The following is a 25,021-nucleotide window of genomic DNA, read 5'->3' as shown; positions in this document are numbered from 1 at the left end:
CGGCCGGGGCAACGTACGCCCCGGCACCGACGACTGCTCGCGAGCCCCCCGGGTGGTGACCGGCGGGGCTGTCGTGCGCGGGGCGACGCTGGCCCGGTTCCGACGGGGTGACCCGGCCAGGATCGCCGGCGGGTCTGGCGAAAGGGTACACAGCCGTAACACCCCGGCCGCGACGGCGAACATCACATCCTGCGCGTCGGCAGGATCACACCGGTCGTCGTCCGGAACGACGCGGGCGGCGGTCAGCCGGCCGGCGGCCGGGGCTGCTCCGGCCCGGCCCCGGAGGCCGGGGACGCGGGCGAGGACGCCTCGGCCGGGGCCTCGGCCGCCGCCGCCTCGGCGCCCCGGGTGATCACCTCGCGCGGGCGGCCGCGCTGCCAGACCAGGTAGGCGACGGCGAGCAGCCCGACGACGACCGCGGTGAACACGTTGAGCCGCACGCCGAGGACCGTCTCGGCGTAGTCGGTCCGGAGGAGCTCGATCCACAGCCGCCCCGCGCAGTAGCTGGCGACGTAGAGGGCGAAGGCCCGGCCGTGGCTGAGCTTGAAGCGGCGGTCGGCCCAGATGACCAGCGCGGCCGCGGCCAGGTTCCACAGCAGCTCGTAGAGGAAGGTGGGGTGGAACGTGCCCAGCACCACCGGCTCGCCGTCGGCGCCCACGACCGCCCGGCCGCCGCGCCAGTCGTAGATGGTCAGCGCCCAGGGCAGGTCGGTGGCCCGCCCGTACAGCTCGTTGTTGAACCAGTTGCCCAGCCGGCCGATCGCCTGGGCGACCAGCAGGCCGGGGGCGATCGCGTCCGCGAAGGCCGGCAGCGGGATGCCGCGGCGGCGGCAGGCGATCCAGGCACCGACCCCGCCGAGGGCGATGGCCCCCCAGATGCCGAGCCCGCCCTCCCAGATGGCGAAGGCGCGCAGCGGGTCCCCGCCCTCGCCGAAGTACGGGCGCGGCGTGGTGAGCACGTGGTAGATCCGGCCGCCGACGATGCCGAAGGGCACCGCCCAGACGGCGATGTCGAGCACGTCGCCCGGGGCGCCGCCGCGGGCGACCCAGCGCTTCTCGGTGAGCCAGATCGCGGCGATGATGCCGGCGACGATGCAGAGCGCGTAGGCCCGGAGCGGGAAGGGGCCGAGCTCCCAGACGCCCTGCGTCGGGCTGGGGATGGCGGCGAGGACGGTCATGCCGTCACCGCCGCGCGGCGGACGCCCTCGGCGAGGTCCGCGGTCAGGGCACGCACCCCGTCGGGGCCGCGTCCCTCCAGCAGCTCCCGCACGTAGGCCGAGCCGACGATGACCCCGTCGGCGAAGGCGGCGACCTCGGCGGCCTGGTCGCCGTCCGAGACCCCCAGGCCGACGCAGACGGCCAGGTCCGGGGCCGCCGCGCGGGTGCGGCCCACGAGGGTCTCGGCGGCGTCGCCGACCGTGGCCCGGGTGCCGGTGACCCCCATGGTGGAGGCCGCGTAGACGAAGCCGCGGCAGGCCGCCGTCGTCGAGCGCAGCCGCGCCTCCGTGGACGACGGCGCCACGAGGAACACCCGGTCCAGGCCGGCGCGGTCGCTGGCCGCGATCCACTCCCCCGCCTCGTCCGGGATCAGGTCGGGGGTGATCGCGCCCGCCCCGCCGGCGGCGGCCAGGTCGGCGGCGAACCGCTCGACCCCGTAGCGCTCGACCGGGTTCCAGTAGCTCATCACCACCGCGACGGCGCCGGCGGCGGCGACCGCCTCGACCGCGCGCAGCACGTCGCGCATGCCCACCCCGGCCCGGACGGCGACGTCCACGGCCTCCTGGATGACCGGCCCGTCCATGCCGGGGTCGCTGTAGGGGACGCCGATCTCCACGACGTCGGCGCCGGCCTCGACGGCCGCCACCATGGCCTCGATCGAGCGCTCCACGTCGGGGTAGCCGACGGGCAGGTAGGCGATCAGCGCGGCGCGGCCCTCCGCCTTCGCCGCGGCGATTCGCGAGGCCAGGAGGCTCATGCCGTCTCCCCTGCGTCCGGGCCGGCGACGGCCTCGTCGTTGCTGATGGCGCCCTCGGTGGCCTGCTGGTCGGTGTCCAGCCCGGGGCCGGGATCGACCTCCTCGCGGTCGCCGAGGCCGAACCACGCCGACGCCGTCTCGACGTCCTTGTCCCCGCGGCCGGACAGGTTGACCAGCAGCAGCGCGTCCGGCCCGAGTTCCCGGCCCAGCTCCATCGCGCCGGCCAGCGCGTGCGCGGACTCGATCGCCGGGATGATCCCCTCGGTGCGGCAGAGGAGCGCGAAGGCCTCCATCGCCGCGGCGTCGGTGACCGGGCGGTACTCCGCCCGCCCGATGTCGTGCAGGTAGCTGTGCTCCGGTCCGACGCCGGGGTAGTCCAGCCCGGCGCTGATCGAGTGCGACTCGATGGTCTGCCCGTTGTCGTCCTGCAGGAGGTACGAGCGGGCGCCGTGCAGCACGCCGGGCGAGCCGCCGGTGATGGTGGCGGCGTGCCGGCCGGTCTCCACGCCGTCGCCGGCGGCCTCGAGGCCGACCAGCCGGACGCCCTCGTCGGGGACGAAGGCGGTGAAGATGCCGATCGCGTTGGAGCCGCCGCCCACGCAGGCGAGCACGGCGTCGGGCAGCCGTCCCTCCCGCTCGAGCACCTGGGCGCGCGCCTCGTCGCCGATCACCCGCTGGAAATCGCGGACCATCGCCGGGAACGGGTGCGGGCCTGCGACGGTGCCGAACACGTAGTTCGTCGTCTCGACGTTGGTGACCCAGTCGCGGAACGCCTCGTTGATTGCGTCCTTGAGGGTGCGGGAGCCGGTGGTCACCGGGATGACCTCGGCGCCCAGCAGCCGCATCCGGGCGACGTTGAGCGCCTGGCGGCGGGTGTCTTCCTCGCCCATGTAGACGGTGCAGGACAGCCCCATGAGCGCCGCCGCGGTCGCCGTCGCCACGCCGTGCTGACCGGCGCCGGTCTCGGCGATCACCCGCGTCTTGCCGATCCGCCTGGTGAGCAGGGCCTGGCCCAGCACGTTGTTGATCTTGTGCGAGCCGGTGTGGTTGAGGTCCTCGCGCTTGAGCAGCACCCGGGCGCCGCCGCAGTGCTCGGCGAACTTCGGGACCTCGGTGACCGGGCTGGGCCGGCCGGTGTAGTCGCGCTGGAGCCGGGCGAACTCCTCGAGGAAGGCGGGGTCGACCCGCATGGCCTCGTAGGCCTCGGTCAGCTCGTCGAGCGCGGCGATCAGCGCCTCGGGCACGAAGCGGCCGCCGAAGACACCGAAGTGTCCGGTGGCGTCGGGCCAGCCCGGGCGCGCCAGGAGGCCGAGTTCTCCGGGCTGCGGCGGGCTGGTGGTCGTCATGCCCCCAGCGTAGGGATCAGCGGGTGGTGCGCGGCGTCGCGGGGTGCGAGCCGGCGGTGACCAGGTCGGCCACCGCCTGGCGGGCGTCGCCGGCGGTGACCAGCCCCTCCCCCACGAGGACGGCGTCGGCACCGGCCGCCGCGTAGCCGATCAGGTCGTGCGGGCCGCGGACGCCGGACTCGGCGACCTTGACCACCTCCGACGGCAGCCCCGGGGCGATCCGCTCGAAGGTGGAGCGGTCGACCTGCAGCGTGGTGAGGTCGCGGGCGTTGACGCCGATCACCGAGGCGCCGGCGGCCAGGGCGCGGTCGGCCTCGGCCTCGGTGTGCACCTCCACCAGCGCCGTCATGCCGAGCGACTCGACCCGCTCGAGCAGCCCGACCAGCGCGTTCTGCTCCAGCGCGGCGACGATCAGCAGCACGACGTCGGCGCCGTGGGCGCGGGCCTCGTGCACCTGGTAGCTGCTGACCACGAAGTCCTTGCACAGGACCGGCACGTCGACGACGGCGCGCACCGCGTCCAGGTCGGCCTGCGAGCCACCGAAGCGGCGGCGCTCGGTGAGCACCGAGATGACCCGGGCGCCGCCGGCGGCGTACTGGGCGGCCAGCGCGGCGGGGTCGGGGATGTCGGCCAGCGAGCCCTTCGACGGGCTGCGGCGCTTCACCTCGGCGATCACGCCGACGCCGGGCGCCCGCAGGGCGGCCAGCGCGTCCAGCGCCGGGCGCGCGGCCGCGGCGGCGGCCTTGACCTCGGCGAGCGGGGTGAGCGCCTCGCGCGCGGCGGCGTCCTCGCGGGCGCCGGCCACGATCTCGTCGAGCACGTTCACCTGGACCGTCCCCTTCGCACGCCTGATTGACCCGGTCCACTCTAGAGGCGGCGGGTACCGGCCCCGTCCCCGGGGGCGGAGTTCCGCTCCGTCGCGGTACCGCTATGCGGAGCGCTCGTCCCCGGGCGCGTCGGTGGGGTCCTCGCCCCGGTCGAGCGCCTTCCAGGCCGCCTGCGCGCGGTCCTCGTCGGTCATCGGACGGCCGGGCCGCGGGGGTCCGGCGGGTGCCCCGGCCCGCTCGTAGCGGCGCCCCATGCCCGGCCAGCCCCGTCCGCGCAGCACGGTGAGCAGCCCCGCGGCGACGGCGACCAGGCCGGCCACCAGCACGAGGACCGGCCACGCGGCGCTCAGCGCGGTGCTCGTGCCGGACACCGTCGCACCGGTCAGGCCGGGCAGGCCGGCCGCGGCGTCGTCCACCCCTCCGGTCAGCACCTCGGTGCCCGACCAGACGAGCGTGACGCCGGCGACGGCGACCAGCAGGCCGACCGCGACCCGCGCCGCTCCGCGCACCGCCAGCAGCGCCACGGCGGCGGCCAGCAGGACCAGCCCGGCGGCGGGCACCAGCGGCGCGGCGTCGGAGCCGGCCAGCTCGCCCGCGACCGGCGGCAGCGGCGCCCGGCGGGTGGCGGTGACCTCCGCCCACGGCTGGCCGGCGGCCCACAGCGCCAGCGCCCCGGCCAGCACCGCCCCGAGGACGGCGGTCGTCAGCTCGCGCCGGGCGGTCACCCGATCTCCCGCAGCTTGGCGGCGGTGGCGATCGCCGAGAGCACCGCGCGCGCCTTGTGCCTGGTCTCGGCCTCCTCGGCGGCGGCGTCGCTGTCCGCGACCACCCCGGCGCCGGCCTGCACGTAGGCCCGCCCGTCGTGCAGGACGGCGGTGCGGATCGCGATCGCCATGTCCATGTCGCCGCTGGCGTCCACGTAGCCGACGGTGCCCGCGTACAGGGCGCGCCGGGTGGGCTCCAGGGACTCGATGATCTCCATCGCCCGCGGCTTGGGTGCCCCGGAGACCGTGCCGGCGGGGAACGTCGCGTCGAAGACGTCGAGGGCGTCGTGCTCGGGGGCCACCTCGCCGGAGACGGTGGAGACCAGGTGCATCACGTGGCTGTAGTGCTCCACCCGCATGAAGTCGGGGACGTCGACGCTGCCCGGGACGCACACCCGGCCGAGGTCGTTGCGCGCGAGGTCGACCAGCATCACGTGCTCGGCCCGCTCCTTGGGGTCGGCCAGCAGCCCCTCGGCCAGCCGCAGGTCCTCCTCGGGCGTGGCGCCGCGCGGGCGGGTCCCGGCCGGCGGGTGGACGACGGCGGTCGTGCCGGTGACCGTCACCAGCGCCTCCGGCGAGGAGCCGACGACGTCGAACGGCGACTCGCGGCCCTGGAAGCGCAGCAGGTACATGTACGGCGACGGGTTGGTCGCCCGCAGCACCCGGTAGAGGTCCAGCGCGTCGACGTCGGTGGCCAGCTCGAAGCGCTGCGCGAGCACCACCTGGAAGGCGTCGCCGGCCCGGATGTGCTCGCGGATGCGCTCGACGCCGGCCTCGAACTCGCCGGGCCGCAGGTTGCTGGTGACCGGCGGCGCGTCGGCCCGCTCGAGGACGGCGACCCCCGGGGGCACCGCCCGGGTCAGGTCCGCGGCCATGGCGTCGAGCCGGGCGACCGCGTCGTCGTAGCCGGCGTCCCCGCGCAGCACGTTGGCGATCAGCAGCACGCTGCCGTCGGTGTGGTCGAGCACCGCCAGGTCGGTGACCAGCATGAGCGCGAGCTCCGGCATGCCCAGGTCGTCGGTGCTGGACTCCGGCAGCCGCTCCAGCCGGCGCACCACGTCGTAGCCCAGGTAGCCGACCAGCCCGCCGGTGAGCGGGGGGAGGCCGGGGGTGCGCGGGCTGCGCAGCCGGCGGGCGAGCAGCCGGACGGCGGCCAGCGGATCGGCCGGCAGGTCGTCGGTGAGCCCGGGCAGCTCCTCCCCCAGCCACTGGGTGGCGCCGTCCCGCTCGGTCAGCACCCCGGCGCTGCGCACGCCGACGAAGCTGTACCGGGCCCAGCGCTTGCCCTGCTCGGCCGACTCGAGCAGCACCGTGCCGGGCCGGTTGCGGGCCAGCTTGCGGTAGATGCCGACGGCGGTCTCGCTGTCGGCCAGCAGCCGGCGGGTCACCGGGACCATCGGCGCGTCGTTCCAGGCGAACTCCTCACGCGGAGGCGTGGCGGTCCCCGACGTCACGCGGCACCGCCCGGTGCGAGCGGCAGGTCGCGGTGGAAGCAGCTGCGCTCGCCGGTGTGGCAGGCCGGTCCCTCCTGGTCGACGAGCAGCAGCAGCGCGTCGCCGTCGCAGTCCAGCCGTACCTCGCGGACGTGCTGCCGGTGGCCGGAGGTCTCACCCTTCACCCAGTACTCCTGCCGGCTGCGCGACCAGTACGTCGCCCGGCCGGTGGCGAGGGTGCGGCGCAGCGCCTCGTCGTCCATCCACGCGACCATGAGCACCTCGCCGGTGTCGTGCTGCTGCGCGACGGCGGCCACGAGGCCGGCGTCGTCGCGGCGCAGCAGCTCGGAGACGGCGGGGTCCAGGGTCGGGGCGGGCATGCCGCCAGTCTGCCGTGCCCCGCCGTCAGGCCGGTGGGGTGCCGGTGAACCAGCCGCGCGCGGCGTTGGTCAGCAGCAGCCCGAGCGCCACGGCCGGGCCGGCGAGGAAGAACAGCGTGAACGCCGCCAGCACGCCCTTGCCGTCCGAGCCCGGCACGTCGCCGACGACGTCGAGCAGCCGCGCGGCCCAGTACAGGGCGATGACCACCTGCGCGACGAGCGCCCCCGCCAGGGTGCGGTAGGCCGCCGGCGTGCGGCGGTTGAGCGCGAGCAGCCCGCCGACGACGAGCGCGACCACCGAGACCAGCTGCAGCACGGCGAGCACCGTCCCCTCGGTCGCGAGGCTCCGCGCCGTCTCCGACGTGTACACGCCGGGGCGGCCGCTGGAGGCGATGTCGGCGATCGAGGCGAAGAACCAGACGTACAGCGAGGCGATGAGCACGACGACGGCCTGCACGAACGCGAGCACGGCCGCGGTGACCACGGAGGCCGGCGTGCGCGGCGGGCGCGGCGGCGGCCCCCAGCCCGGGGCGCCGTAGGGACCCGGCGGCCAGCCACCGTAGGGCGGCGGGGCGTAGGTCGGGGGGGCGTAGGTCGGGGTGCCGTGCGGCGGGGGGCCCCAGGCGGGACCGGCCGGGGGCGCCGGCGGGCCCGACCACGGCGGTCCGGGCCGGGTCGGGGTGGCCGGGTCGGACCAGGGGTCGCGGCCGGCCGGCGGAGGTCCGGCGGACGTCACAGGGCCGCCGCCAGCGCCCGCCCCGCCGTGCGCCCGGAGAACAGGCAGCCACCGAGGAAGGTGCCCTCCAGCGAGCGGTAGCCGTGCACGCCGCCCCCGCCGAAGCCGGCCACCTCGCCGGCGGCGTACAGCCCCGGGAAGACCTCGCCGCCCGGGCGGAGGACCCGGCCGGAGAGGTCGGTCTCCAGGCCGCCGAGGGACTTGCGGGTGAGCAGGTTGAGCCGGACGGCGATGAGCGGCCCGGCCGACGGGTCGAGCAGCCGGTGCGGCTGGGCGACGCGGATCAGCTTGTCGCCGAGGTAGTTGCGGGCGCCGCGGATCGCGGTCACCTGCAGGTCCTTGGTGAACGTGTTCCCGATCTCCCGGTCGCGGGCGACGATCTCGCGCTCCACCTGCTCCAGCGCGACCTCGGGGGTGCCGCCGGTGATCCGGTTCATCCCGGCGACCAGCTCGGGGAGGGTGTCGGCGACGACGAAGTCCTCACCCTTGTCGAGGAAGGCCTGGACCGGTGCCGCGACGCCGGCCCGGGCGCGGTTGAGCAGCAGCCGGACGTCCTTGCCGGTGAGGTCGGGGTTCTGCTCGGAGCCCGACAGGGCGAACTCCTTCTCCACGATCTTCTTCGTCGCGACGAACCAGGTGTGCTCGTACCCGGTCTGCCCGATGTGGGCCAGCGTGCCCAGGGTGTCGAACCCGGGGAACAGCGGCACGGGGAGCCGCTGCCCGGTCGCGTCGAGCCACAGGGACGACGGGCCTGGGAGGATCCGGATGCCGTGCTTCGCCCATATCGGCGAGTGGTTGGCGATGCCCTCGGTGTAGTGCCACATCCGGTCGCTGTTGACCACGCTCGCGCCCGCGGCCTCGGTCGCCTCCAGCATGTGCCCGTCGACGTGCGCGGGGACACCGGACAGCAGCCGCTGCGGCGCCGGGCCGAGCCGGGCCGGCCAGTTCCTGCGGACCAGGTCGTGGTTGCCGCCGATGCCGCCGGAGGTGACGACGACGGCCTGCGCGCTGATCTCGAACGCGCCCACCTCGGTGCGCGAGCTGGCCTCTCCGCGGGCGACGTCGCTCGGCTCGAGGACCGCGCCCCGCACGCCGGTCACCGCGCCGTCGGTGACGACGAGCTCGGAGACGCGGTGCCGGAAGCGCAGGTCGACCAGGCCCCGCGCGGCGGCGTCGCGGACCCGGCGCTCGAAGGGCGCGACGATGGCGGGGCCGGTGCCCCAGACGATGTGGAACCGGGGCACGGAGTTGCCGTGACCGGTGGCGGTGTAACCGCCGCGCTCGGCCCAGCCGACGATCGGGAAGAAGCCGATGCCCTGCTCCTTGAGCCAGGCGCGCTTCTCCCCCGCGGCGAACTGGAGGTACGCCTCGGCCCACTGGCGCGGCCAGTGGTCGCTCTCGCGGTCGAAGCCGGCGGTGCCGAACCAGTCCTGGCGGGCCAGCTCCAGCGAGTCCCTGACCCGCAGCCGGCGCTGCTCCGGCGAGTCGACGAGGAAGAGCCCGCCGAACGACCAGAACGCCTGCCCGCCGAGGGAGGCCTCGGGCTCCTGGTCGACCAGCACGACCTTCTTGCCGGCGTCGGCCAGCTCGGCCGTGGCGACCAGCCCCGCGAGCCCCGCGCCCACCACGACGACGTCTGCCTCGATGCGTCCGTTGTCCACGACGACGACGCTAGCGGGCCGGGCGCTCGCTGCACCGCCCGTGCCGGGGGCGACTCGCCCGGCCGGGTCAGCCGACCGGCTCGGGCTCCCCCGCGGAGGAGCGCCGCCAGGACGCGTGCAGCCGCGCGTAGACGCCGTCGGCGTCCACCAGCTCCGCGTGCGAGCCGCGCTGCACCACGTGCCCCGCGTCGACCACGAGGACCTCGTCGGCGCGCTCGGCGGTGGAGAGGCGGTGCGCGATGGTCAGCGTGGTCCGGCCGGTGGTGAGCAGGTCCAGCGCGCGGGTGAGCCGTTGCTCGGTGGCCGGGTCGACGGCGCTGGTCGCCTCGTCGAGGACCAGCAGGTCCGGGTCGGCCACGTAGGCGCGGGCGACCGCGACCAGCTGCCGCTCCCCCGCCGACAGCGACTCGCCGCGCTGGCCGACCGGCGTCGCCACGCCCTGCTCCAGACCCGCCACCCAGGCGCCGAGGCCGAGCTCGTCGAAGGCGGTGGCCACCTCGGCGTCGGTCATGCCCGGGCGCCCGTAGCGCACGTTGTCGGCGACGGAGGCGTCGAAGAGGAAACCGTCCTGCGGGACCATCACGACCCGCGAGCGCAGCGAGGCGAACGCGACGTCGGCCAGCGGCACCCAGCCGGCGTCGTCCGAGCCGAGCAGCACCCGCCCCTCGACCGGGTCCATCAGCCGGGTGACCAGCTTGGCGAAGGTGGTCTTGCCCGAGCCGGTCTCGCCGACGATGGCGACGCGGGTCCTCGGGGCGATGGCGAGGTGGACGTCGTCGAGGGCGGCGCGGGCGCCGGGTGCGTACCGGAAGGTGACGTGCTCGAAGCGCACCCCGAGCGGTCCCGGCGGCAGCTCGCGCACCCGGTCCGGCGTGGCGATCGCCGGGTCGCGGACGTCGGGCTCGGTGTCGAGGACGTCGAGCACCCGGCGGAAGCCGGCGACGGCGTTCTGCGCCTCGTTGAGCACCTCGCTGGCCGTCTGCACGGGCGCGACGAAGAGCGTCACGAGGAAGAGGAAGGCGACCAGGGTCCCGGCGGTGATGTCGCCGGCCAGGCCCAGCAGCACGCCGACCACGACGACGGCGGCGTTGGCGACGGCGGCCACGAACTCACCGCTGACGTACACCGCCGCGGTGGTCCTCTGCGCCTGCACCGAGGCCCGGTAGTGCCGGTCGATCGCGGCGTCGATGCGCGCGGCGGTGCGGGCGCGGATGCCGTAGGCACGCACGGTGGGGGCACCGACCACGGACTCGGCGACGGCGGCCAGCACGTCGCCGACCCGCTCCCGCACGACGCCGTAGACCACCTGCAGCCGCTGGGCGAACCAGCGGATGGCGATCACCAGCGGCACGAAGCAGGCGAGCACGAGCAGGGTCAGCTGCCAGGAGTAGAAGAACATCACCGCGGTGGCGACGACGAGCTGCCCGACGCTGATCAGGCCGAGCACGCCGCCCCACTGCATGAACACCGAGAGCTGGTCGACGTCGCTGGTGACCCGCGAGACCAGCGAACCGCGCCGCTCGCCCTGCTGGTGCAGCACCGAGAGGTCGTGCACGTGGCGGAAGGCCCGCACCCGCAGCCCGGCCAGCGCGGTCTCCGTCGTCCGGAAGAGCCGGACGTTCATCAGGTACACCGCGACGGCGGTGAGCACGACGACCAGCGCGCAGGCGACCACCAGCCCGGTGACCAGCCCGAGGTCGGGGCCGCCGGCTGCGTTCAGCCCGCGGTCGATGACCTGCTGGACGGCGATCGGCACCACGACGCGGCCGGCGGTGGCGAGCAGGGCCAGGGCGAAGGTCGCCGGCAGGCCGCGGCGGAACTCGGGCATCATCCGCAGGCCCCGCCGGAGCGTGGCGACGGCGCCCTCCCGCCGCTCGCCGGCGATCTCCAGCGTCGCCGCGGTCACGCGGTCACCTCCGCCTGCGAGTAGGCCCGGACGAGTGCCGCGTAGCCGGGCACCTGCTCGAGCAGTTCGTCGTGGGTGCCGCGGGCGACGGCGCGGCCGCCCTCGAGCCACACCACCTCGTCGGCCAGCGCGATCGTGGCCTGGCGGTAGGCGACGACGACGACGGTCGCCGGGCTCTCGCTGGCGCGCAGCGCGTCGAGGATGCGCGCCTCGACCGCCGGGTCCACGGCGCTGGTCGCGTCGTCGAGGACCAGCAGGCGGGGGCGCCGGACGACGGCTCGGGCGAGCGCGAGCCGCTGGCGCTGGCCGCCCGACAGCGAGGCACCGCGCTCGCCGACCCGCGTGTCGAGGCCGTCGGGCAGGGCGGAGACGAAGCCGTCGGCGGCGGCGACCCGCAGCGCCGTCCACACCTCGTCGTCGGAGTGCTCGCCGCCGAGGGTGACGTTGCCGCGCACGGTGTCGTCGAAGAGGAACGCGCTCTGGGCCACGAAGGCGGCCTGGTCGCTCACCTCCCCCTCGCGGAGGCGGCGCAGGTCCACGCCGTCGAGCAGCACGGCGCCGTCGACGGGGTCGGTCAGCCGGACGAGCAGCCCGGCCAGGGTGGACTTGCCCGAGCCGGTCGGCCCGACCACGGCCACGGTGCGGCCGGCAGCGACATCGAACGTCACCTCGCGCAGGGTCGGGGTGGCGGCCCCGTCGAACCGGAAGTCCACGCCCTGCACCCCGACGCCGGCCCCCGTCGCGGTCGCGGTGGCGGCATCGGGCCCGTAGGGCGTCTCGCCGGTGGCGTCGAGGACCGGGGTGACCCGGTCGTAGCCGGCCAGGGCCCGGGGCAGGTCGGCCAGCACCCAGCCGATCGCGCGGATCGGCAGGGCCAGCAGGGTGAACAGGTAGGCGATGGAGACCAGGTCGCCGGCGTCGGTGGCGCCGTCCGCGGCGCGGTGCGCCCCGATGAGCAGGACGGCGAGCGTGCCCAGGTTGGGCAGCGCCTCCATGATCGGGTCGAACAGGCCGCGCACCCGGCCGACGGCCACCAGCCCGTCGCGCAGCTCGTCGGCGCGCGCCGCGAAGCGCTCCGTCTCGGAGGCCTCGCGGCCGAGGGTCTTCACGACCAGGGCGGCGTCGAAGCTCTCGTGCGCGATCTCGCTGACCTCGGCGCGCAGCTGCTGGGCCCGCTGCATCCGCGGGCTCATGATCTGGGAGTAGACGGCGTTGGCGACGAAGACCAGCGGGAAGACGACCAGCCCGACGACCGCGAGCAGCGGGTCGGTGGCGATCAGCGCGGTGACGGTGATCGCGATCATCACCAGCGCGCCGCAGGCGAACGGCAGCGGGGCGACGAAGAACCACGCCGCCTCGACGTCGGAGTTCGCGTTGGAGAGCAGCTGGCCGGTGGGGTGGCGCTGGTGCCACGACAGGGGCAGCCGCAGGTACTGGCCGGTGACCCGGCGGCGCAGGTCGGCCTGGAGGCGGTACTGCATGATCCCGGCGAAGAGCCGGCGGCCGATGATGCCGACGATCTTCAGCAGCGCGACGGCGATGATCGCGACCGCGGCGAGGGTCAGCGCCGTCCCGGTCGTCGCGCCGTCCTCGAACGAGGGCAGCAGCACCCGGTCGGTGATCTCGCCGATCACGAACGCGCTGGCCACCGTCATCGCGCCGTAGACGCTGCTGGCGCTCACCGCGGCGGCGAACATGCCGGGCTGGCCGGCCACGGCCCGACCGACGTGGCGCAGACCGCGCCGGACGACGGCGTCTCGACGGCGCGGCACGGGTCTCCTCGGGGTCGGGCGGGACAGCTCCCGCATGCTACGCGGTCGTTAGGTGCGCTAAACGGTCCGACGGACGGTGCCGGTTTCCCGGAGCACCGATGCCGGTAACTTCGCGCGGTGACCGTCTCTTCCCTCGCCCAGCGCGAGCGCCGGGCCCTGGCCGATCTGCTCAGCGAGCTGGGCCCCGACGCGCCGACCTGCTGCGAGGGGTGGACGACGGCACACCTGGCGGCGCACCTCGTCGCCCGTGACCGCCGGCCCGACGCGATGCCGGGCTACGGCCTGGAGATGGTCCCCGGCCTGTCCCGGCTGGGGTCGTGGTCGCACCGGGTCGAGGACCGGCTGCGCCAGGGCACCTCGTACGCCGACCTGGTGGCGCGCGTCCGCACCGGCCCACCGGCCTGGTCGCCGCTGTCGTGGCCCGGCCTGTCGGCGCTGAACGTCCCGGAGTTCGCCATCCACCACGAGGACGTGCGGCGGGCCCAGCCGGGCTGGCAGCCGCGCGACCTGCCGACGGCGGAGCAGGACCAGTTCTGGACCCCCGCCACGTTCTACGCCCGGCGCGGCGCCGGCCGCCGCGGGGCCGTGCTCCGCCGTCCCGACCGGCCCGAGGCGGAGGCCCGGATCGGCGCCGGCGAGCGCACGGTCGAGGGTGAGCCGCTGGAGCTGCTGCTGTGGGCGTCCGGCCGGCGCGACGTCGCCCGGGTGACCGTCTCCTAGCGGACCTGGACGCCGGCGCGGGCGAGCTCGCCCTTGACGTCGCCGATCCGGAGCTGGCCGAAGTGGAAGACGCTGGCGGCCAGCACGGCGTCGGCGCCGGCCTCGACCGCGGCCGGGAAGTCCTCGACCCTGCCCGCTCCCCCGCTGGCGATGACCGGCACGGTGACCTCGCGGCGCACCGCGCGGATCAGCTCGGTGTCGAAGCCGGCACGGGTGCCGTCGGCGTCCATCGAGTTGAGCAGGATCTCCCCCACGCCCAGCTGGGCGGCCCGCACGCACCACTCGACGGCGTCCCGTCCGGTGCCCTGCCGGCCGCCGTGGGTCGTGATCTCGAACCCCGAGTCGGTCGCCGCACCCTCGCGCACCCGCCGGGCGTCCACCGACAGCACCAGGACCTGGTTGCCGAAGCGGTCGGCGATCTCGGCGATCAGCTCCGGCCGGGCGACGGCGGCGGTGTTCACGCCGACCTTGTCGGCCCCGGCCCGCAGCAGCTTGTCGACGTCGTCGGTGCTGCGCACTCCCCCGCCCACGGTCAGCGGGATGAAGACGCTCTCCGCGGTGCGCCGGACGACGTCGTAGGTCGTCTCGCGGTTGCCCGAGCTGGCGGTGATGTCGAGGAAGGTGAGCTCGTCGGCGCCCTCGGCGTCGTAGACCCGGGCCATCTCCACCGGGTCGCCGGCGTCGCGCAGGTCGACGAAGTTCACGCCCTTGACCACCCGGCCGGCGTCGACGTCCAGGCACGGGATGACGCGCACGGACAGGCTCATGCCGGCACCCCGCGCACCGCGTCGGCCTCGATCTCGACCAGCATCGCCGGGTCGATCAGGGCCGCCACCTGCACCATCGAGGTGGCGGGGCGCACGTCGCCGAAGAACTCGCCGTGCACCCGCCCGACCTCCTCCCACCGGGAGATGTCGGTGACGAACATCCGCGTGCGGACGACGTCGGCCAGGCTGAAGCCGGCCCGCTCGAGGGCCTGCTGCAGGTTGGTCAGCGCCTGCCGGGTCTGCGCGGCGGCGTCGCCCGGGTGCGCGACGACGCCGTCGACGGTCGCCGTCGTCCCGCTCACCCACGCGGTGTCGCCGCGGACGACGACCCGGCTGTAGCCGACGACGCCCTCCCACGGCGCGCCGGAGGCGAACCGGACGACGCTCACGCCAGCTCCTCGGTCACCCGCAGCGCCTCGGGGAGGGTGAACGCGCCCGCGTACAGGGCCTTGCCGACGATCGCGCCCTCGACGCCGACGGCGGACAGCCCGGCCAGCGCGCGGATGTCGTCCAGGGAGCTGACGCCGCCCGAGGCGATGACCGGGCGCGGCGTCGCGGCGCAGACCTCGCGCAGCAGCTCCAGGTTCGGCCCCTTGAGGGTGCCGTCCTTGGTGATGTCGGTGACGACGTAGCGGGCGCAGCCCTCCGCGTCCAGGCGGGCGAGGGTCTCGTACAGCTCGCCGCCCTCCTGGGTCCAGCCGCGGGCGGCCAGCCGGGTGCCGCGGACGTCGAGGCCGACGGCGATCCGGTCGCCGTGCTCGGCGATCGCGCGGGCGCACCACTCGGGCGACTCCAGCGCCGCGGTGCCCAGGTTGACCCGGCGGCAGCCGGTCGCCAGGGCGGCTGCCAGCGACTCGTCGTCCCGGATGCCACCGGACAGCTCCACGTCGACGTCGAGCTCGCCGACGACGCGGGCCAGCAGCTCGCGGTTGGAGCCGCGGCCGAACGCGGCGTCGAGGTCGACCAGGTGCACCCACTCGGCGCCGTCGCGCTGCCACTGCATCGCGGCCTCGAGGGGGTCGCCATAGGAGGTCTCGCTCCCGGCCTCCCCCTGCACGAGACGGACGGCCTGACCGTCGGCGACGTCGACGGCGGGGAGCAGCTGCAGCTTCGGCACGACGACCAGCCTAGGAGCGGGCCCGTCGGGGACCTGCGGCAGGCTGTGGGCGTGGAGTTCGCAGAGGTGGTCCGCCGCCGTCGCATGGTGCGCGACTACGACCCCGACCGGCCGGTACCGGCCGAGGTGCGGGAGAAGCTGCTGGAGCACGCGATCCGGGCGCCGTCGGCCGGCTTCAGCCAGGGCTGGGCCTTCCTCGTGCTGGAGACCCCCGAGGAGCGGGAGCGGTTCTGGGCCGCGACCACCGGGCCCGGCGCCCCCGACGGCTGGCTGACCCGGATGCGGCGGGCGCCGCTGCTCGTCGTGCCGCTGGCCAACAAGGAGGCCTACCTCGACCGGTACGCGGAGCCGGACAAGGGGTGGACCGACCGCGACGAGTCCCGCTGGCCGGTCCCCTACTGGGACGTCGACGCCGGGATGGCCGCGCTGCTCATGCTGCTGACCGCGGTGGACGAGGGGCTGGGCGCGTGCTTCTTCGGCGTCCCGCCGGAGCGGGTCGCCGGGTTCCGGGCGGCGTTCGGTGTGCCCACGGAATACCGGCCGGTCGGCTGCGTGTCCATCGGCTACCCCGGCGGCGAGGACCGCCGGTCGCCGTCGCTGCGCCGGGGACGGCGCCCCGTGGAGGAGGTCGTGCACCGTGGCAGCTGGTGAGGGCCGGGCGGTCCTGGTGACTGGTTCGTCCCGGGGCGTGGGGCGGGCGATCGCGCACGCCTTCGCCGCCCGGGGCGACCGGGTGGTGGTGCACTCCGGCTCGTCGGTGGACGCCGCCGAGCGGGTGCGCGCGGAGCTCCCCGGCGGGGGGCACGCCGTCGTCGGCGGGGACCTCACCGACGCAGACGCGGTGGCGGAGGTGGTCGACCGGGCCGCCGATGCGCTGGGCGGGCTGGACGTGCTGGTCAACAACGCCGGCGGGCTGGTCGAGCACCCGCCGCTGACGACGTCCTACGGCGACTGGCAGGACTCCTGGGCGCGGACGCTGCAGCTCAACCTGGTGGCCGCGGCGAACGCCACCTTCCGGGCGGTGCCGCACCTGGTCGCCGCGGGCGGCGGCGCGATCGTGAACGTGTCGAGCCGCGCGGCGTTCCGGGGTGAGGTGGCGGCGCCGGCCTACGCGGCGGCCAAGGCGGGGCTCAACGCGTTCGCCCAGTCGATGGCCGTGGCCCTGGCGCCGCACGGCATCTCGGTGACGTGCGTGGCGCCCGGGTTCGTGCAGACCGAGCGCCCGCGCGAGGTGCTCGACGGCCCGTCCGGCGACGCGATCCGCGGCCAGTCGCCGTTCGGCCGGGTCGCCCGCGCCGAGGAGGTCGCCGAGGCGGTGGTGTGGCTGGCCTCGCCGGGGGCGAGGTTCTCCAGCGGCACGATCGTCGACGTCAACGGCGCCTCCTACCTGCGCTAGGGCCGGACCCGCCCGAGCGACGTCGTCCCGGAGACCACGACCAGGTCGGAGCTGTGCGTGCCGGCCGCGTCCACGCCCTCGGGGCGCGCCTCGAAGCCGGGCAGGCCGCGAAGCCCGTCGCTGCCGTCGACGACCCGCAGGGCGACCGGGCCGTCCCCCTCGACGCTGAACGCGACCTGCACGCCGTCGGCCCGCGGGGCGTGCACGGTCAGCCACAGCGAGGACCGGCCGACCGCCTCCTCCGGAACGGCCCAGCCGTCGACGCGGGCGCGGGCGATCGTGCCGCCGTCGGCCCGGATGTCCAGCGCGACCAGCCGCACGCCGTCGCGGCGCGGCGTGACCTGGACGGTGACCTCGCGGCGCCCACCGACCTCGGCGTCGCTCAGCACGGTCACCTCCGGCGGCGCCAGCGCGGCCGCCTCGGCGTCGCCGAGCGCGAGCTCGCGGCCGGCGAGGTACGGGAAGTCGACGGGCAGCTCGCCGCGGCGGTCCACGTAGCGGCCGGTGTGGTCGCCGGGCGAGCTCTCCCCGCTGGCCCACCACGCCTCGCCGGAGTCGGTGTCCAGGGCGTAGACGAGCTGGCTGGGCACCGGGGTGGCCGCGCCGAACCGGTCCACCTGCAGGCCGACGACCACGCAGGCCGCGGCGAGGACGGCGGCGACGCCAGGCACCGCGGCGGCGGACCAGCGGCCGGCGGCCCCGTCCGGATCGGGGAAGAGCAGCTCCACGGCGGGCAGCAGCGCGAGGGCGAGCAGCGTGGCGACGAGCGCGGGCGCGGCGCCGGCGGACAGCCCGAGCGCGGGGAGGAACAGCGCGACGGTCGGCGCGAGGACGGCGGCCGCGACGGCGCCGGAGACGAGGGCCGCCAGCAGCCGCACCGGCCCGGCCGGGGCGAGCGCGACGACGATGCCGGTCAGCGCTCCGGCCAGCGCCGGCCAGGCCGCGAGGTAGGACCCGCCGGGGGCCACGGCCGCGAGGACCACGCCCAGGACGGCGGACCAGACGAGAGCGCCCGCGACGAGCGCCGCGCCGCCCACCCGGCGACGCACCAGCGCGTACCAGGCCAGGACGACGGCGGCGACGAGCGCGACCGCGGCCAGCCGGAACCAGCCCGGCCGCCAGGGGTCGATCATGTCCGCGTAGCCCGGGCGGATCCGGACCAGCAGCGCCCACATCCCCTGCACGGCCAGCGGCGCCAGGGCGAGCGGGAGGAGCGCCAACCCGGCTCCGGCCGCGCTGCGCCGGAGGGTGGCGATGCCGCGCCGCGCGAGGACGAGCACGAAGCCGGCGACGGCGACCAGCGCGGCGACGGCGAGCGGCCAGACCAGGCTGCCCGGGTAGCGGACGATCTCGCCGAGGACCGGGAAGTACGTGGCGTCCTGGTCGCCCGGCTCGTCCAGGGTGGCGAGGTCGGCGTCGCCCAGGGCGCGGGTCAGGGCCAGGGCGTTGTCGCCCATCGCCTGCAGCGTGCGGCGGTCGAGGTTCTCCGGGGTGTCCTGCGGGGTGTGGTAACCGGCTGCGCCGTCGATGAAGGCGGTGTTCATGCCGGTGAAGTCGCCGTCGCGCAGCAGGACGCTGAAGTCGGTGTCGTTGGGCAGCGCCCGGTACACCTCGACGGCGAAGCTGCTGGCCACCGGGTGCGGCGCGGCGTCGGCGAAGACGCCCGCGAGGTCGGCGTTGCCGAGCGAGGTCTCGAACATGATCGGCGGACCGGTCGTGCCGCGGGCCTCGAAGTTGAGGACGACGCCGCCCTCGGCGGCGAGCGGGTGCGCGGCGGCGAACGCCTGGGCGCCGCACAGGCAGGCCTCCTCGGCGTCGGTGAGGACGACGACCACGTCGTTGCGCAGCGCGGGCCCCTCGGTCAGCGCGCGGACCGTCTCCAGCAGCGCCGCCACGCCGGAGGCGTCGTCGGAGGCGCCGGGGCCGGTCTCGACCGAGTCGTGGTGGGCCATGAGGAACAGCCGGCCGGTGGGTTCCGAGCCGGGGAGGACGCCGACGACGTTGCGGACGCGGGCCATCTCGGCCTCACCGGGGCTCCACTGGCCGGCGCCCACCGCGTTCTGCACGCGGGTGTCGAGGCCGAGGTCGGTGAGCCGGTCGACGAGGTGCTCGACCACGCGGGCGCCCGCCGCGCTGCCGGCGACGTGGGTCTCGGCGGCCACCACCTCGACCTGCTCGAACGCCCGGGCGGCGCTGAACCCGCCCGCCGGAGCGTCCCCGGGCGCCGGGGACGGCGGACGCAGCGAGACGACCGTGGCCGCGACGACGGCGAGGAGGACGGCGACGAGCAGGAGGCCGGCGATCCGGCCGGGGCGTCGCGGGGACCGCTGGCTCGGCACCGCGTCACCCTAGGCGAGCCGGGGCCCGCCGACCGGCAGGCTCAGTCGAGCGTGCGCAGCCAGTTCGTGAGCAGCTGGGCGCCGGCGTCCCCGCTCTTCTCGGGGTGGAACTGCGTCGCCGACAGCGCGGCGTTCTCGATGCCGGCGACGAAGCGGTCGCCGTGCTCGGCCCAGGTGACCTTGGGCGGGGCGATCGGCGAATCCGCACCGTCCTGGCCGAGGGTGAAGTTGCGGACGCCGTAGCTGTGCACGAAGTAGAAGCGCTCGTCCTCGAGCCCGTCGAACAGGACGGTGTCCCGCGGCGCCTGGACGGTGTTCCAGCCCATGTGCGGCAGCACGGGTGCCTCGAGCTGCTCGACGACGCCGGGCCACTCGCCGCAGCCCTCGGAGTCGTGGCCGTGCTCGACACCGTGCTCGAACAGGATCTGCATGCCGACGCAGATCCCGAGCACCGGGCGCCCGCCGGCCAGCCGGCGGCCGATGATCCGCGGCCCGTCGACGGCCTTGAGCCCGGCCATGCACGCCGCGAACGCGCCGACGCCGGGGACGACCAGACCGTCGGCCTCCAGGGCCGTCTGCGCGTCCGAGGTCACGGTGACGTCGGCACCGACCCGCTGCAGCGCGCGCTCGGCCGAGCGCAGGTTGCCCGAGCCGTAGTCGAGGACCGCCACCTTCTTCACACCTGCCACGCTACCGACCAGCGCGGGAGGCCCCGCCGGGATTCCCGGGAGCGGTGCGACGGGCGCCACGCCTGAGCCGCCTGTCAAGGGGCTGCCCGGATCTGTGGACAGACCGCTGACCTGGGGAAACGTCCTGCGCGGCACCCGGATCGTCGCTAGACTTCGCACATGTGTTCGAACGCTTCGTCTGCCGTGGACCGGGTGACCGGCGCGCTCGACGAGCTGGCCGCGGAGCCGGTCGAGGAGCTGGCCGGGCCGGCGTTGATCGAGCGGCTGGGTCCGCTGCTGGCGGTGCTGAACCGGGTCGGCGCGGAGGTGGCGCGCACGGTGCGCCGCTGCGAGGTCGTGGGCGCGTCCGAGCACGACGGCAAGGCGACGATGGCGTCCTGGCTCCGCGGTCACGCGCGGCTGCCGGCCGGATCGGCGAACCAGCTGGTGAAGGCCGGCCGGGCGCTGGAGCAGCTGCCGGCGGTTGCTGAAGCAGCGTCGGCGGGTGCGCTGCCGGTGGAGGCGGTCGCCGCGGTGGCCCCGGTGGTGGAGCCGGGCAACCTCGCCGCCGCGGCCGAGCAGGGCGTCGACGTCGGCGAGGTCGACCGGTTGCTGGCCGGCATCGCGGCCACCCGGCCGCACGCGGAGTTGCGGCAGGTGGTCGCGCACTACCTGGCCCGCCTGGACCCAGACGGCCCCGAGCCGGATCCGACCGAGTCCCGGCGGCTGGCGTGGACCCGGCACGACGACGGCAGCGTCGCGGGCCGGTTCGAGCTCGACGCGATCGGCGGGGAGAAGCTGCTCGCCGCGGTCGAGTCCATCCTGCAGGCCTCCCGGCCGGCTGGAGACGACCGCACCCGCGCCCAGCGGCAGGGTGATGCGCTGGTGCAGCTGTGCGATAACGCCCTCGCGACCGGTTCGCTGCCCACGCTGCGCGGGCACAAGCCGCAGGTGGTGGTCACCATCCCGCTGGAGGACCTGGTCGACCCCGCCACCGGCCCGGCGGCGGCCCGGACCGGGTTCGGGGCGGAGATCTCCGCTGCGCGCGCCCGCTGGCTGGCCTGCGACGGGCAGATCACCCGCGTGGTGATGGGCCCCGGTGGGGTGCCGCTGGAGATGGGCCGCAGCACCCGCCTGTTCCCGCCGCACATCCGCCGCGCCGCCGAGCTGCGCGACCGGCACTGCGTGTTCGCCGGCTGCGATGCCCCCGCCTGGTGGTGCGACACCCACCACCTCGACGAGTGGATGGCCGACAACGGCCGCACCGACCTGCAGAACTCAGCCCTGGTCTGCGAACGGCACCACACCAAGGTCCACCACGGCTTCCGGATCGAACGAGGTCCCGCCGGCCGATGGCACACCTACCGGCCCGACGGCACCGAGATCCTCATCGGCGAACCCTTCCTGCTCCTCAGCTGAGCGTCTCTCCGGGTCCCTCCGACCAGGGCAGGACCGTGAGCTCGGGCCACTCCCCCAGCCACCGTTCCGCCTTGGCCTCGTAGACGTGCCGCGGCGCGAGTCGCGGGTTAGGTCGCACCACGAGCGCGAAGAGGTCGTCGTAGCCGAACGGTGCGTAGACCCGCGGCCGGCCGTCGCCGTCCACCGTCACCCCGTAGGCGCAGCAGACCGCGGCGAAGGAGTCGATGGCGTCGGCGCAGTCGCGGAACGGCGGGGCGGGCGTCCCGAAGCGCTCGGCGTACCAGAGGTGCACCCGGGCCTCGTTGCGGATCTCGACCGGGACCGGCAGATCGGCGAAGAGCTCGGCACCGGCACGGATGACGGCGTCCTCCGCCTCCCACGAGGTGTCCTCGTCGAAGTAGAAGAAGTCGGCGTCCCGGATGCCGGTCCCGGGCGGCCGCCCTGTGAGGTCGTTCCACACCGTCTGGAACAGCACCCCGGCCGTGAGCCACCAGTCCGCCAGGCCCAGGGCGGGGGCGCGGTGCAGGACTGCGCGCACCGTGGGGTCGGCCAGCACGATCCCGAGGAACCGCTCCTCGTCAGCCGCCCGGCTCACACCAGGTAGAGGATCCCCGCGACGGTGGCCAGCAGCGCCGCGATCAGGATGACGGCGGCCAGGGCGATCTGCGGCCCCGAGCGCGGCCGGCCCTCGTCCTGCCCCGACTGCCAGACGCTCCACGTTCCGCCCAGGAGGAAGCCGCCGAAGATCAGCAGCACCAGACCGAACGTCATGGGGCTACAGCGCGCCCTTGGTGGAGGGGACGTCGGTGACCCGCGGGTCGATCGCGACCGCGGTGCGCAGCGCCCGGGCCAGCGCCTTGAACTGCGCCTCCACGATGTGGTGCGCGTCGCGGCCGGCGTACAGCACCCGCACGTGCAGGCTGATCCGCGCGTTGAAGGCGAACGACTCGAGCACGTGCTTGGTGAGCGACGTCGGGTAGTCCGGCCCGATCATCGGCGTCATGTTCTCCGGCTCGGCGTGCACGAAGTACGGCCGCCCGGAGAGGTCGACCGCCGCCTGCGCGAGCACCTCGTCCATGGGGATGGTCGCGTCGCCGTAGCGCGTGATCCCGCGCTTGTCGCCCAGCGCCTCCGCGAACGCCTGCCCGAGCGCGATGGCGACGTCCTCGACGGTGTGGTGCGCGTCGATGTGCAGGTCGCCGTCGGCCCGGACGGTGAGGTCGATGCCGCTGTGCTTGGACAGCGCCGTCAGCATGTGGTCGTAGAACCCGACGCCCGTGCTGATCGCGCTGGTCCCGGTGCCGTCGAGGTCCAGCTCCACGACCAGCTTGGTCTCGCTGGTCTCGCGCTCGACTCGTGCAGTGCGGCTCATGGTGGTCAGTCTCCCTCACGAACGCGGAACGACGGTGCGACCTCACCCAGCGCGGTGAGGAACGCGTCGGTCTCCGCGGTGGTGCCGGCGGTCACCCGCAGCCAGCCGGGCAGCCCGACGTCGCGGACCAGCACCCCGCGGTCCAGCAGCGCCTGCCAGGCCGCCGGAGCGTCGGCGAACCGGCCGAACAGCACGAAGTTGGCGTCGCTGGGCACGCTGGTCAGCCCCATGGCGGGCAGCGCGGCGACGATCCGGTCGCGCTCGGCCTTGACCGCGTCGACCGTCGCCAGCAGCGCGTCGGTGTGCGCCAGCGCCGCCCGCGCCGCGGCCTGGGTCAGCGAGCTCAGGTGGTACGGCAGCCGGACCAGCTGCAGCGCGTCGACGACGGCAGGGTCCGCGGCCAGGTAGCCCAGCCGCAGCCCGGCCATGCCGAACGCCTTGCTCATCGTCCGGCTCACGATCAGCCGCGGCCGCCCCGGCAGCAGGGTGAGCGCCGACGGCGTCCCGGTGCGGGCGAACTCCGCGTACGCCTCGTCCACCACCAGCACGCCCGACGTCGCGTCGTACAGCTCGACGATGGTCTCCAGCGCGACGGCGGTCCCCGTGGGGTTGTTCGGGCTGGTCACGAAGACGACGTCGGGCGATACCTCGCGCACCTGCGCGGCCGCGGCGGCGGCGTCGATCGTGAAGTCGGCACGGCGGTGCCCGTCCACCCAGCCGGTGCCGGTGCCGGCCGCGATGATCGGGTGCATCGAGTACGACGGCGTGAACCCCAGCGCCGTGCGCCCCGCGCCGCCGAAGGCCTGCAGGATCTGCTGCAGCACCTCGTTGGACCCGTTCGCCGCCCACACCTGCTCCGGCGCCACGACCACGCCCGCCGTCCGGGACAGGTAGGCGGCGAGATCCGCTCGCAGCGCGCGGGCGTCCCGGTCGGGGTAGCGGTTGAGCTCCAGCGCCGCGTGGCCGAGCGCGGCTCCCAGGTCGGCGAGCAGCTCGTCGGGCAGCGGGTGCGGGTTCTCGTTGGTGTTCAGCCGGTGCGTCGCCGGCACCTGCGGGGCGCCGTAGGGCGTGCGGCCCCGCAGCTCCGGCCGCAGCGGGAGCTCGTCCAAGGAGCTCACGAGCGCTGCCGGATCCGCACCGCCGCCGCGTGCGCGGGGAGGTCCTCCGCGCCGGCGAGGGCGTCGATGTGCGCGGCCACGCCGGCCAGCGCCTGCTCGTCGTAGTCGACGACGTGGATGCCGCGCAGGAACGACTGCACCGACAGGCCGCTCTGGTGCCGCGCGCAGCCGCCGGTGGGCAGCACGTGGTTGGACCCGGCGCAGTAGTCGCCCAGCGACACCGGCGACCACGCCCCGACGAAGATCGCGCCGGCGTTGCGCACCCGCGCGGCGACCTCCCGCGCGTCCCGGGTCTGGATCTCCAGGTGCTCGGCGGCGTAGGCGTCCACCACCCGCAGGCCGGCGTCGAGGTCGTCGACCAGCACGACGCCCGACTGGCTGCCGTTCAGGGCCGTGGTGATCCGGTCGGAGTGCTTGGTGGCCGCCACCTGACCCGGCACCAGCGACAGGACGGCGTCGGCCAGCTCCTCGCTCGGGGTGACCAGCACCGCACCGGCCAGCGGGTCGTGCTCGGCCTGGCTGATCAGGTCGGCCGCCACGTGCGCGGGGTCGGCGGTGTCGTCGGCGAGGATCGCCACCTCGGTCGGGCCGGCCTCGGCGTCGACCCCGATCAGCCCGCGGAGCAGCCGCTTGGCCGCCGTCACGTAGACGTTGCCGGGGCCGGTCACCATGTCCACCGGCTCGCACGAGCCGGCGCCGTAGCCGAACATCGCGATGGCCTGCGCCCCGCCGACGGCGTAGACCTCGCGGATGCCCAGCAGCGCACACGCGGCGAGCACACCCGGGTCGGGCAGACCACCGTGGTCGCGCTGCGGCGGGGAGGCGACGGCGATCGACTCCACGCCGGCGATCTGCGCGGGGACGACGTTCATGACCACGCTGGACAGCAGCGGCGCCAGGCCGCCGGGCACGTACAGGCCCACCCGGCGCACCGGCACCCAGCGCTCGGTGACCGTGCCGCCGGGGACCACCTGGGTGGTGACGTCGGTGCGCCGCTGGTCGGCGTGCACGGTCCGCACCCGGGAGATCGCCTCCTCGAGCGCCGCCCGCAGCGCCGGCTCGCACTCGGCCAGCGCGCGGTCCAGCGCCTCGTGCGGCACCGCGAAGTCCTCGTTGTCCACACCGTCCAGCCGCGCGGTGATCTCCCGGACCGCCTGGGCGCCGCGGATGCGGACGTCCTCGCACAGCGGGCGGACCGTGGCCAGGACCGAGTCGATGTCGGTGGCGGCCCGCGGCAGGAGGCCGGCGAGGTCACGGCTCCCCGGCAGCGCGGATCCACGCAGGTCGATGCGGGCGAGCACGGGA

General features: G+C 75.5%; 25 protein-coding genes. 4 read left to right on the top strand and 21 right to left on the bottom strand.

All coding sequences use genetic code 11. The features are described from left to right. Positions 1-242 precede the first annotated feature (242 nt). The 11 genes from lgt to DQ241_RS15060 all read right to left on the bottom strand — a co-directional run bounded on the left by lgt (position 243) and on the right by DQ241_RS15060 (position 12,800). On the bottom strand, positions 243-1,178 hold the full coding sequence (lgt, locus tag DQ241_RS15110) for a prolipoprotein diacylglyceryl transferase (protein ID WP_113831019.1): 936 nt from the start codon (positions 1,176-1,178) through the stop codon (positions 243-245). Then, on the bottom strand, positions 1,175-1,975 hold the full coding sequence (gene trpA, locus DQ241_RS15105) for a tryptophan synthase subunit alpha (protein WP_113831018.1): 801 nt from the start codon (positions 1,973-1,975) through the stop codon (positions 1,175-1,177). The genes lgt and trpA overlap by 4 nt, the downstream gene beginning before the upstream one ends. Next, positions 1,972-3,321, bottom strand: a complete 1,350-nt coding sequence (gene trpB, locus DQ241_RS15100) for a tryptophan synthase subunit beta (RefSeq protein ID WP_113831017.1) — start codon at positions 3,319-3,321, stop codon at positions 1,972-1,974. Before trpB ends, trpA begins: the two co-directional genes overlap by 4 nt. A gap of 16 nt (positions 3,322-3,337) precedes the next feature. Next, entirely contained in the window at positions 3,338-4,147 is an 810-nt protein-coding gene (trpC, locus tag DQ241_RS15095; RefSeq protein ID WP_113831016.1) for an indole-3-glycerol phosphate synthase TrpC, read from the bottom strand. Between the two features lie 102 nt (positions 4,148-4,249). Next, entirely contained in the window at positions 4,250-4,873 is a 624-nt protein-coding gene (locus DQ241_RS15090; protein ID WP_113831015.1) for a Trp biosynthesis-associated membrane protein, read from the bottom strand. Next, positions 4,870-6,366 (bottom strand): anthranilate synthase component I, encoded by a 1,497-nt coding sequence (locus DQ241_RS15085; RefSeq protein WP_113831014.1) that lies wholly within the window; start codon positions 6,364-6,366, stop codon positions 4,870-4,872. Before DQ241_RS15085 ends, DQ241_RS15090 begins: the two co-directional genes overlap by 4 nt. Beyond that, positions 6,363-6,725 (bottom strand): phosphoribosyl-AMP cyclohydrolase, encoded by a 363-nt coding sequence (gene hisI / locus DQ241_RS15080; protein ID WP_113831013.1) that lies wholly within the window; start codon positions 6,723-6,725, stop codon positions 6,363-6,365. Before hisI ends, DQ241_RS15085 begins: the two co-directional genes overlap by 4 nt. A gap of 25 nt (positions 6,726-6,750) precedes the next feature. Beyond that, positions 6,751-7,209, bottom strand: a complete 459-nt coding sequence (locus DQ241_RS20630; protein ID WP_158545942.1) for a hypothetical protein — start codon at positions 7,207-7,209, stop codon at positions 6,751-6,753. A 248-nt stretch (positions 7,210-7,457) separates the two neighbouring features. Beyond that, the gene (locus DQ241_RS15070; protein ID WP_233492454.1) at positions 7,458-9,122 is read right to left on the bottom strand and encodes an FAD-binding dehydrogenase; all 1,665 of its coding nucleotides are present in this window, start codon (positions 9,120-9,122) and stop codon (positions 7,458-7,460) included. Positions 9,123-9,189: 67 nt separating this feature from the next. Then, positions 9,190-11,028, bottom strand: a complete 1,839-nt coding sequence (locus tag DQ241_RS15065; protein ID WP_199584588.1) for an ABC transporter ATP-binding protein — start codon at positions 11,026-11,028, stop codon at positions 9,190-9,192. Beyond that, positions 11,025-12,800 (bottom strand): ABC transporter ATP-binding protein, encoded by a 1,776-nt coding sequence (locus DQ241_RS15060; protein WP_233492453.1) that lies wholly within the window; start codon positions 12,798-12,800, stop codon positions 11,025-11,027. The genes DQ241_RS15065 and DQ241_RS15060 overlap by 4 nt, the downstream gene beginning before the upstream one ends. Before the next feature lie 117 nt (positions 12,801-12,917). Here DQ241_RS15060 and DQ241_RS15055 point away from each other — a divergent pair, with 117 nt between their 5' ends. Continuing rightward, entirely contained in the window at positions 12,918-13,520 is a 603-nt protein-coding gene (locus tag DQ241_RS15055) for a TIGR03085 family metal-binding protein (protein ID WP_113831010.1), read from the top strand. On the opposite strand, the gene hisF is transcribed toward DQ241_RS15055, so the two are convergent. From hisF to priA, 3 genes are read right to left on the bottom strand one after another with little or no spacing between them, the layout of a single operon-like run. Further along, the gene (gene hisF, locus DQ241_RS15050; RefSeq protein ID WP_113831009.1) at positions 13,517-14,287 is read right to left on the bottom strand and encodes an imidazole glycerol phosphate synthase subunit HisF; all 771 of its coding nucleotides are present in this window, start codon (positions 14,285-14,287) and stop codon (positions 13,517-13,519) included. The genes DQ241_RS15055 and hisF overlap by 4 nt on opposite strands. Next, positions 14,284-14,676: a RidA family protein gene (locus tag DQ241_RS15045; protein WP_113831008.1), complete on the bottom strand. Its 393-nt coding sequence runs from the start codon at positions 14,674-14,676 to the stop codon at positions 14,284-14,286. Before DQ241_RS15045 ends, hisF begins: the two co-directional genes overlap by 4 nt. After that, on the bottom strand, positions 14,673-15,404 hold the full coding sequence (priA, locus tag DQ241_RS15040; RefSeq protein WP_113831007.1) for a bifunctional 1-(5-phosphoribosyl)-5-((5-phosphoribosylamino)methylideneamino)imidazole-4-carboxamide isomerase/phosphoribosylanthranilate isomerase PriA: 732 nt from the start codon (positions 15,402-15,404) through the stop codon (positions 14,673-14,675). The genes DQ241_RS15045 and priA overlap by 4 nt, the downstream gene beginning before the upstream one ends. A 51-nt stretch (positions 15,405-15,455) precedes the next feature. Here priA and DQ241_RS15035 point away from each other — a divergent pair, with 51 nt between their 5' ends. Both DQ241_RS15035 and DQ241_RS15030 read left to right on the top strand, forming a co-directional pair. Continuing rightward, positions 15,456-16,055 (top strand): nitroreductase family protein, encoded by a 600-nt coding sequence (locus DQ241_RS15035; RefSeq protein WP_113831194.1) that lies wholly within the window; start codon positions 15,456-15,458, stop codon positions 16,053-16,055. Continuing rightward, entirely contained in the window at positions 16,042-16,800 is a 759-nt protein-coding gene (locus DQ241_RS15030; RefSeq protein ID WP_113831006.1) for an SDR family NAD(P)-dependent oxidoreductase, read from the top strand. The genes DQ241_RS15035 and DQ241_RS15030 overlap by 14 nt, the downstream gene beginning before the upstream one ends. On the opposite strand, the gene DQ241_RS15025 is transcribed toward DQ241_RS15030, so the two are convergent. Further along, complete coding sequence (locus tag DQ241_RS15025) at positions 16,797-19,139, bottom strand: M20/M25/M40 family metallo-hydrolase (RefSeq protein WP_113831005.1); 2,343 nt, start codon at positions 19,137-19,139, stop codon at positions 16,797-16,799. The two genes, DQ241_RS15030 and DQ241_RS15025, sit on opposite strands and share 4 nt — an antisense overlap. A 41-nt stretch (positions 19,140-19,180) precedes the next feature. Beyond that, positions 19,181-19,819 (bottom strand): imidazole glycerol phosphate synthase subunit HisH, encoded by a 639-nt coding sequence (gene hisH / locus DQ241_RS15020; RefSeq protein ID WP_113831004.1) that lies wholly within the window; start codon positions 19,817-19,819, stop codon positions 19,181-19,183. A gap of 168 nt (positions 19,820-19,987) precedes the next feature. On the opposite strand from hisH, the gene DQ241_RS15015 reads away from it, so the two are divergent. After that, positions 19,988-21,226 carry an HNH endonuclease signature motif containing protein gene (locus tag DQ241_RS15015; protein WP_199584587.1) on the top strand — a complete coding sequence of 413 codons (1,239 nt, stop codon included), beginning with the start codon at positions 19,988-19,990 and terminating at the stop codon, positions 21,224-21,226. Here DQ241_RS15015 and DQ241_RS15010 read toward each other — a convergent pair. Genes DQ241_RS15010 through hisD form a run of 5 tightly spaced genes read right to left on the bottom strand, consistent with a single transcriptional unit; the run spans position 21,219 to position 25,017 of the window. Beyond that, positions 21,219-21,821: a nucleotidyltransferase family protein gene (locus DQ241_RS15010; RefSeq protein ID WP_113831002.1), complete on the bottom strand. Its 603-nt coding sequence runs from the start codon at positions 21,819-21,821 to the stop codon at positions 21,219-21,221. The genes DQ241_RS15015 and DQ241_RS15010 overlap by 8 nt on opposite strands. After that, entirely contained in the window at positions 21,818-21,997 is a 180-nt protein-coding gene (locus DQ241_RS15005) for a hypothetical protein (protein WP_113831001.1), read from the bottom strand. The genes DQ241_RS15010 and DQ241_RS15005 overlap by 4 nt, the downstream gene beginning before the upstream one ends. Positions 21,998-22,001: 4 nt before the next feature. Further along, positions 22,002-22,598, bottom strand: coding sequence for an imidazoleglycerol-phosphate dehydratase HisB (gene hisB, locus DQ241_RS15000; RefSeq protein WP_113831000.1), 597 nt, complete (start codon positions 22,596-22,598; stop codon positions 22,002-22,004). Between the two features lie 5 nt (positions 22,599-22,603). Then, positions 22,604-23,716: a histidinol-phosphate transaminase gene (locus tag DQ241_RS14995; RefSeq protein WP_113830999.1), complete on the bottom strand. Its 1,113-nt coding sequence runs from the start codon at positions 23,714-23,716 to the stop codon at positions 22,604-22,606. Beyond that, positions 23,713-25,017, bottom strand: coding sequence for a histidinol dehydrogenase (gene hisD, locus DQ241_RS14990; protein ID WP_113830998.1), 1,305 nt, complete (start codon positions 25,015-25,017; stop codon positions 23,713-23,715). The genes DQ241_RS14995 and hisD overlap by 4 nt, the downstream gene beginning before the upstream one ends. Positions 25,018-25,021: the final 4 nt, after the last annotated feature.

Origin of the sequence: Blastococcus sp. TF02A-30, assembly GCF_003319185.1 — a bacterium.
Classification (GTDB): domain Bacteria; phylum Actinomycetota; class Actinomycetes; order Mycobacteriales; family Geodermatophilaceae; genus Blastococcus.
The sequence above is the reverse complement of the archived record's forward strand: the minus strand, read 5'-3'. Positions and strand labels throughout refer to the sequence as shown.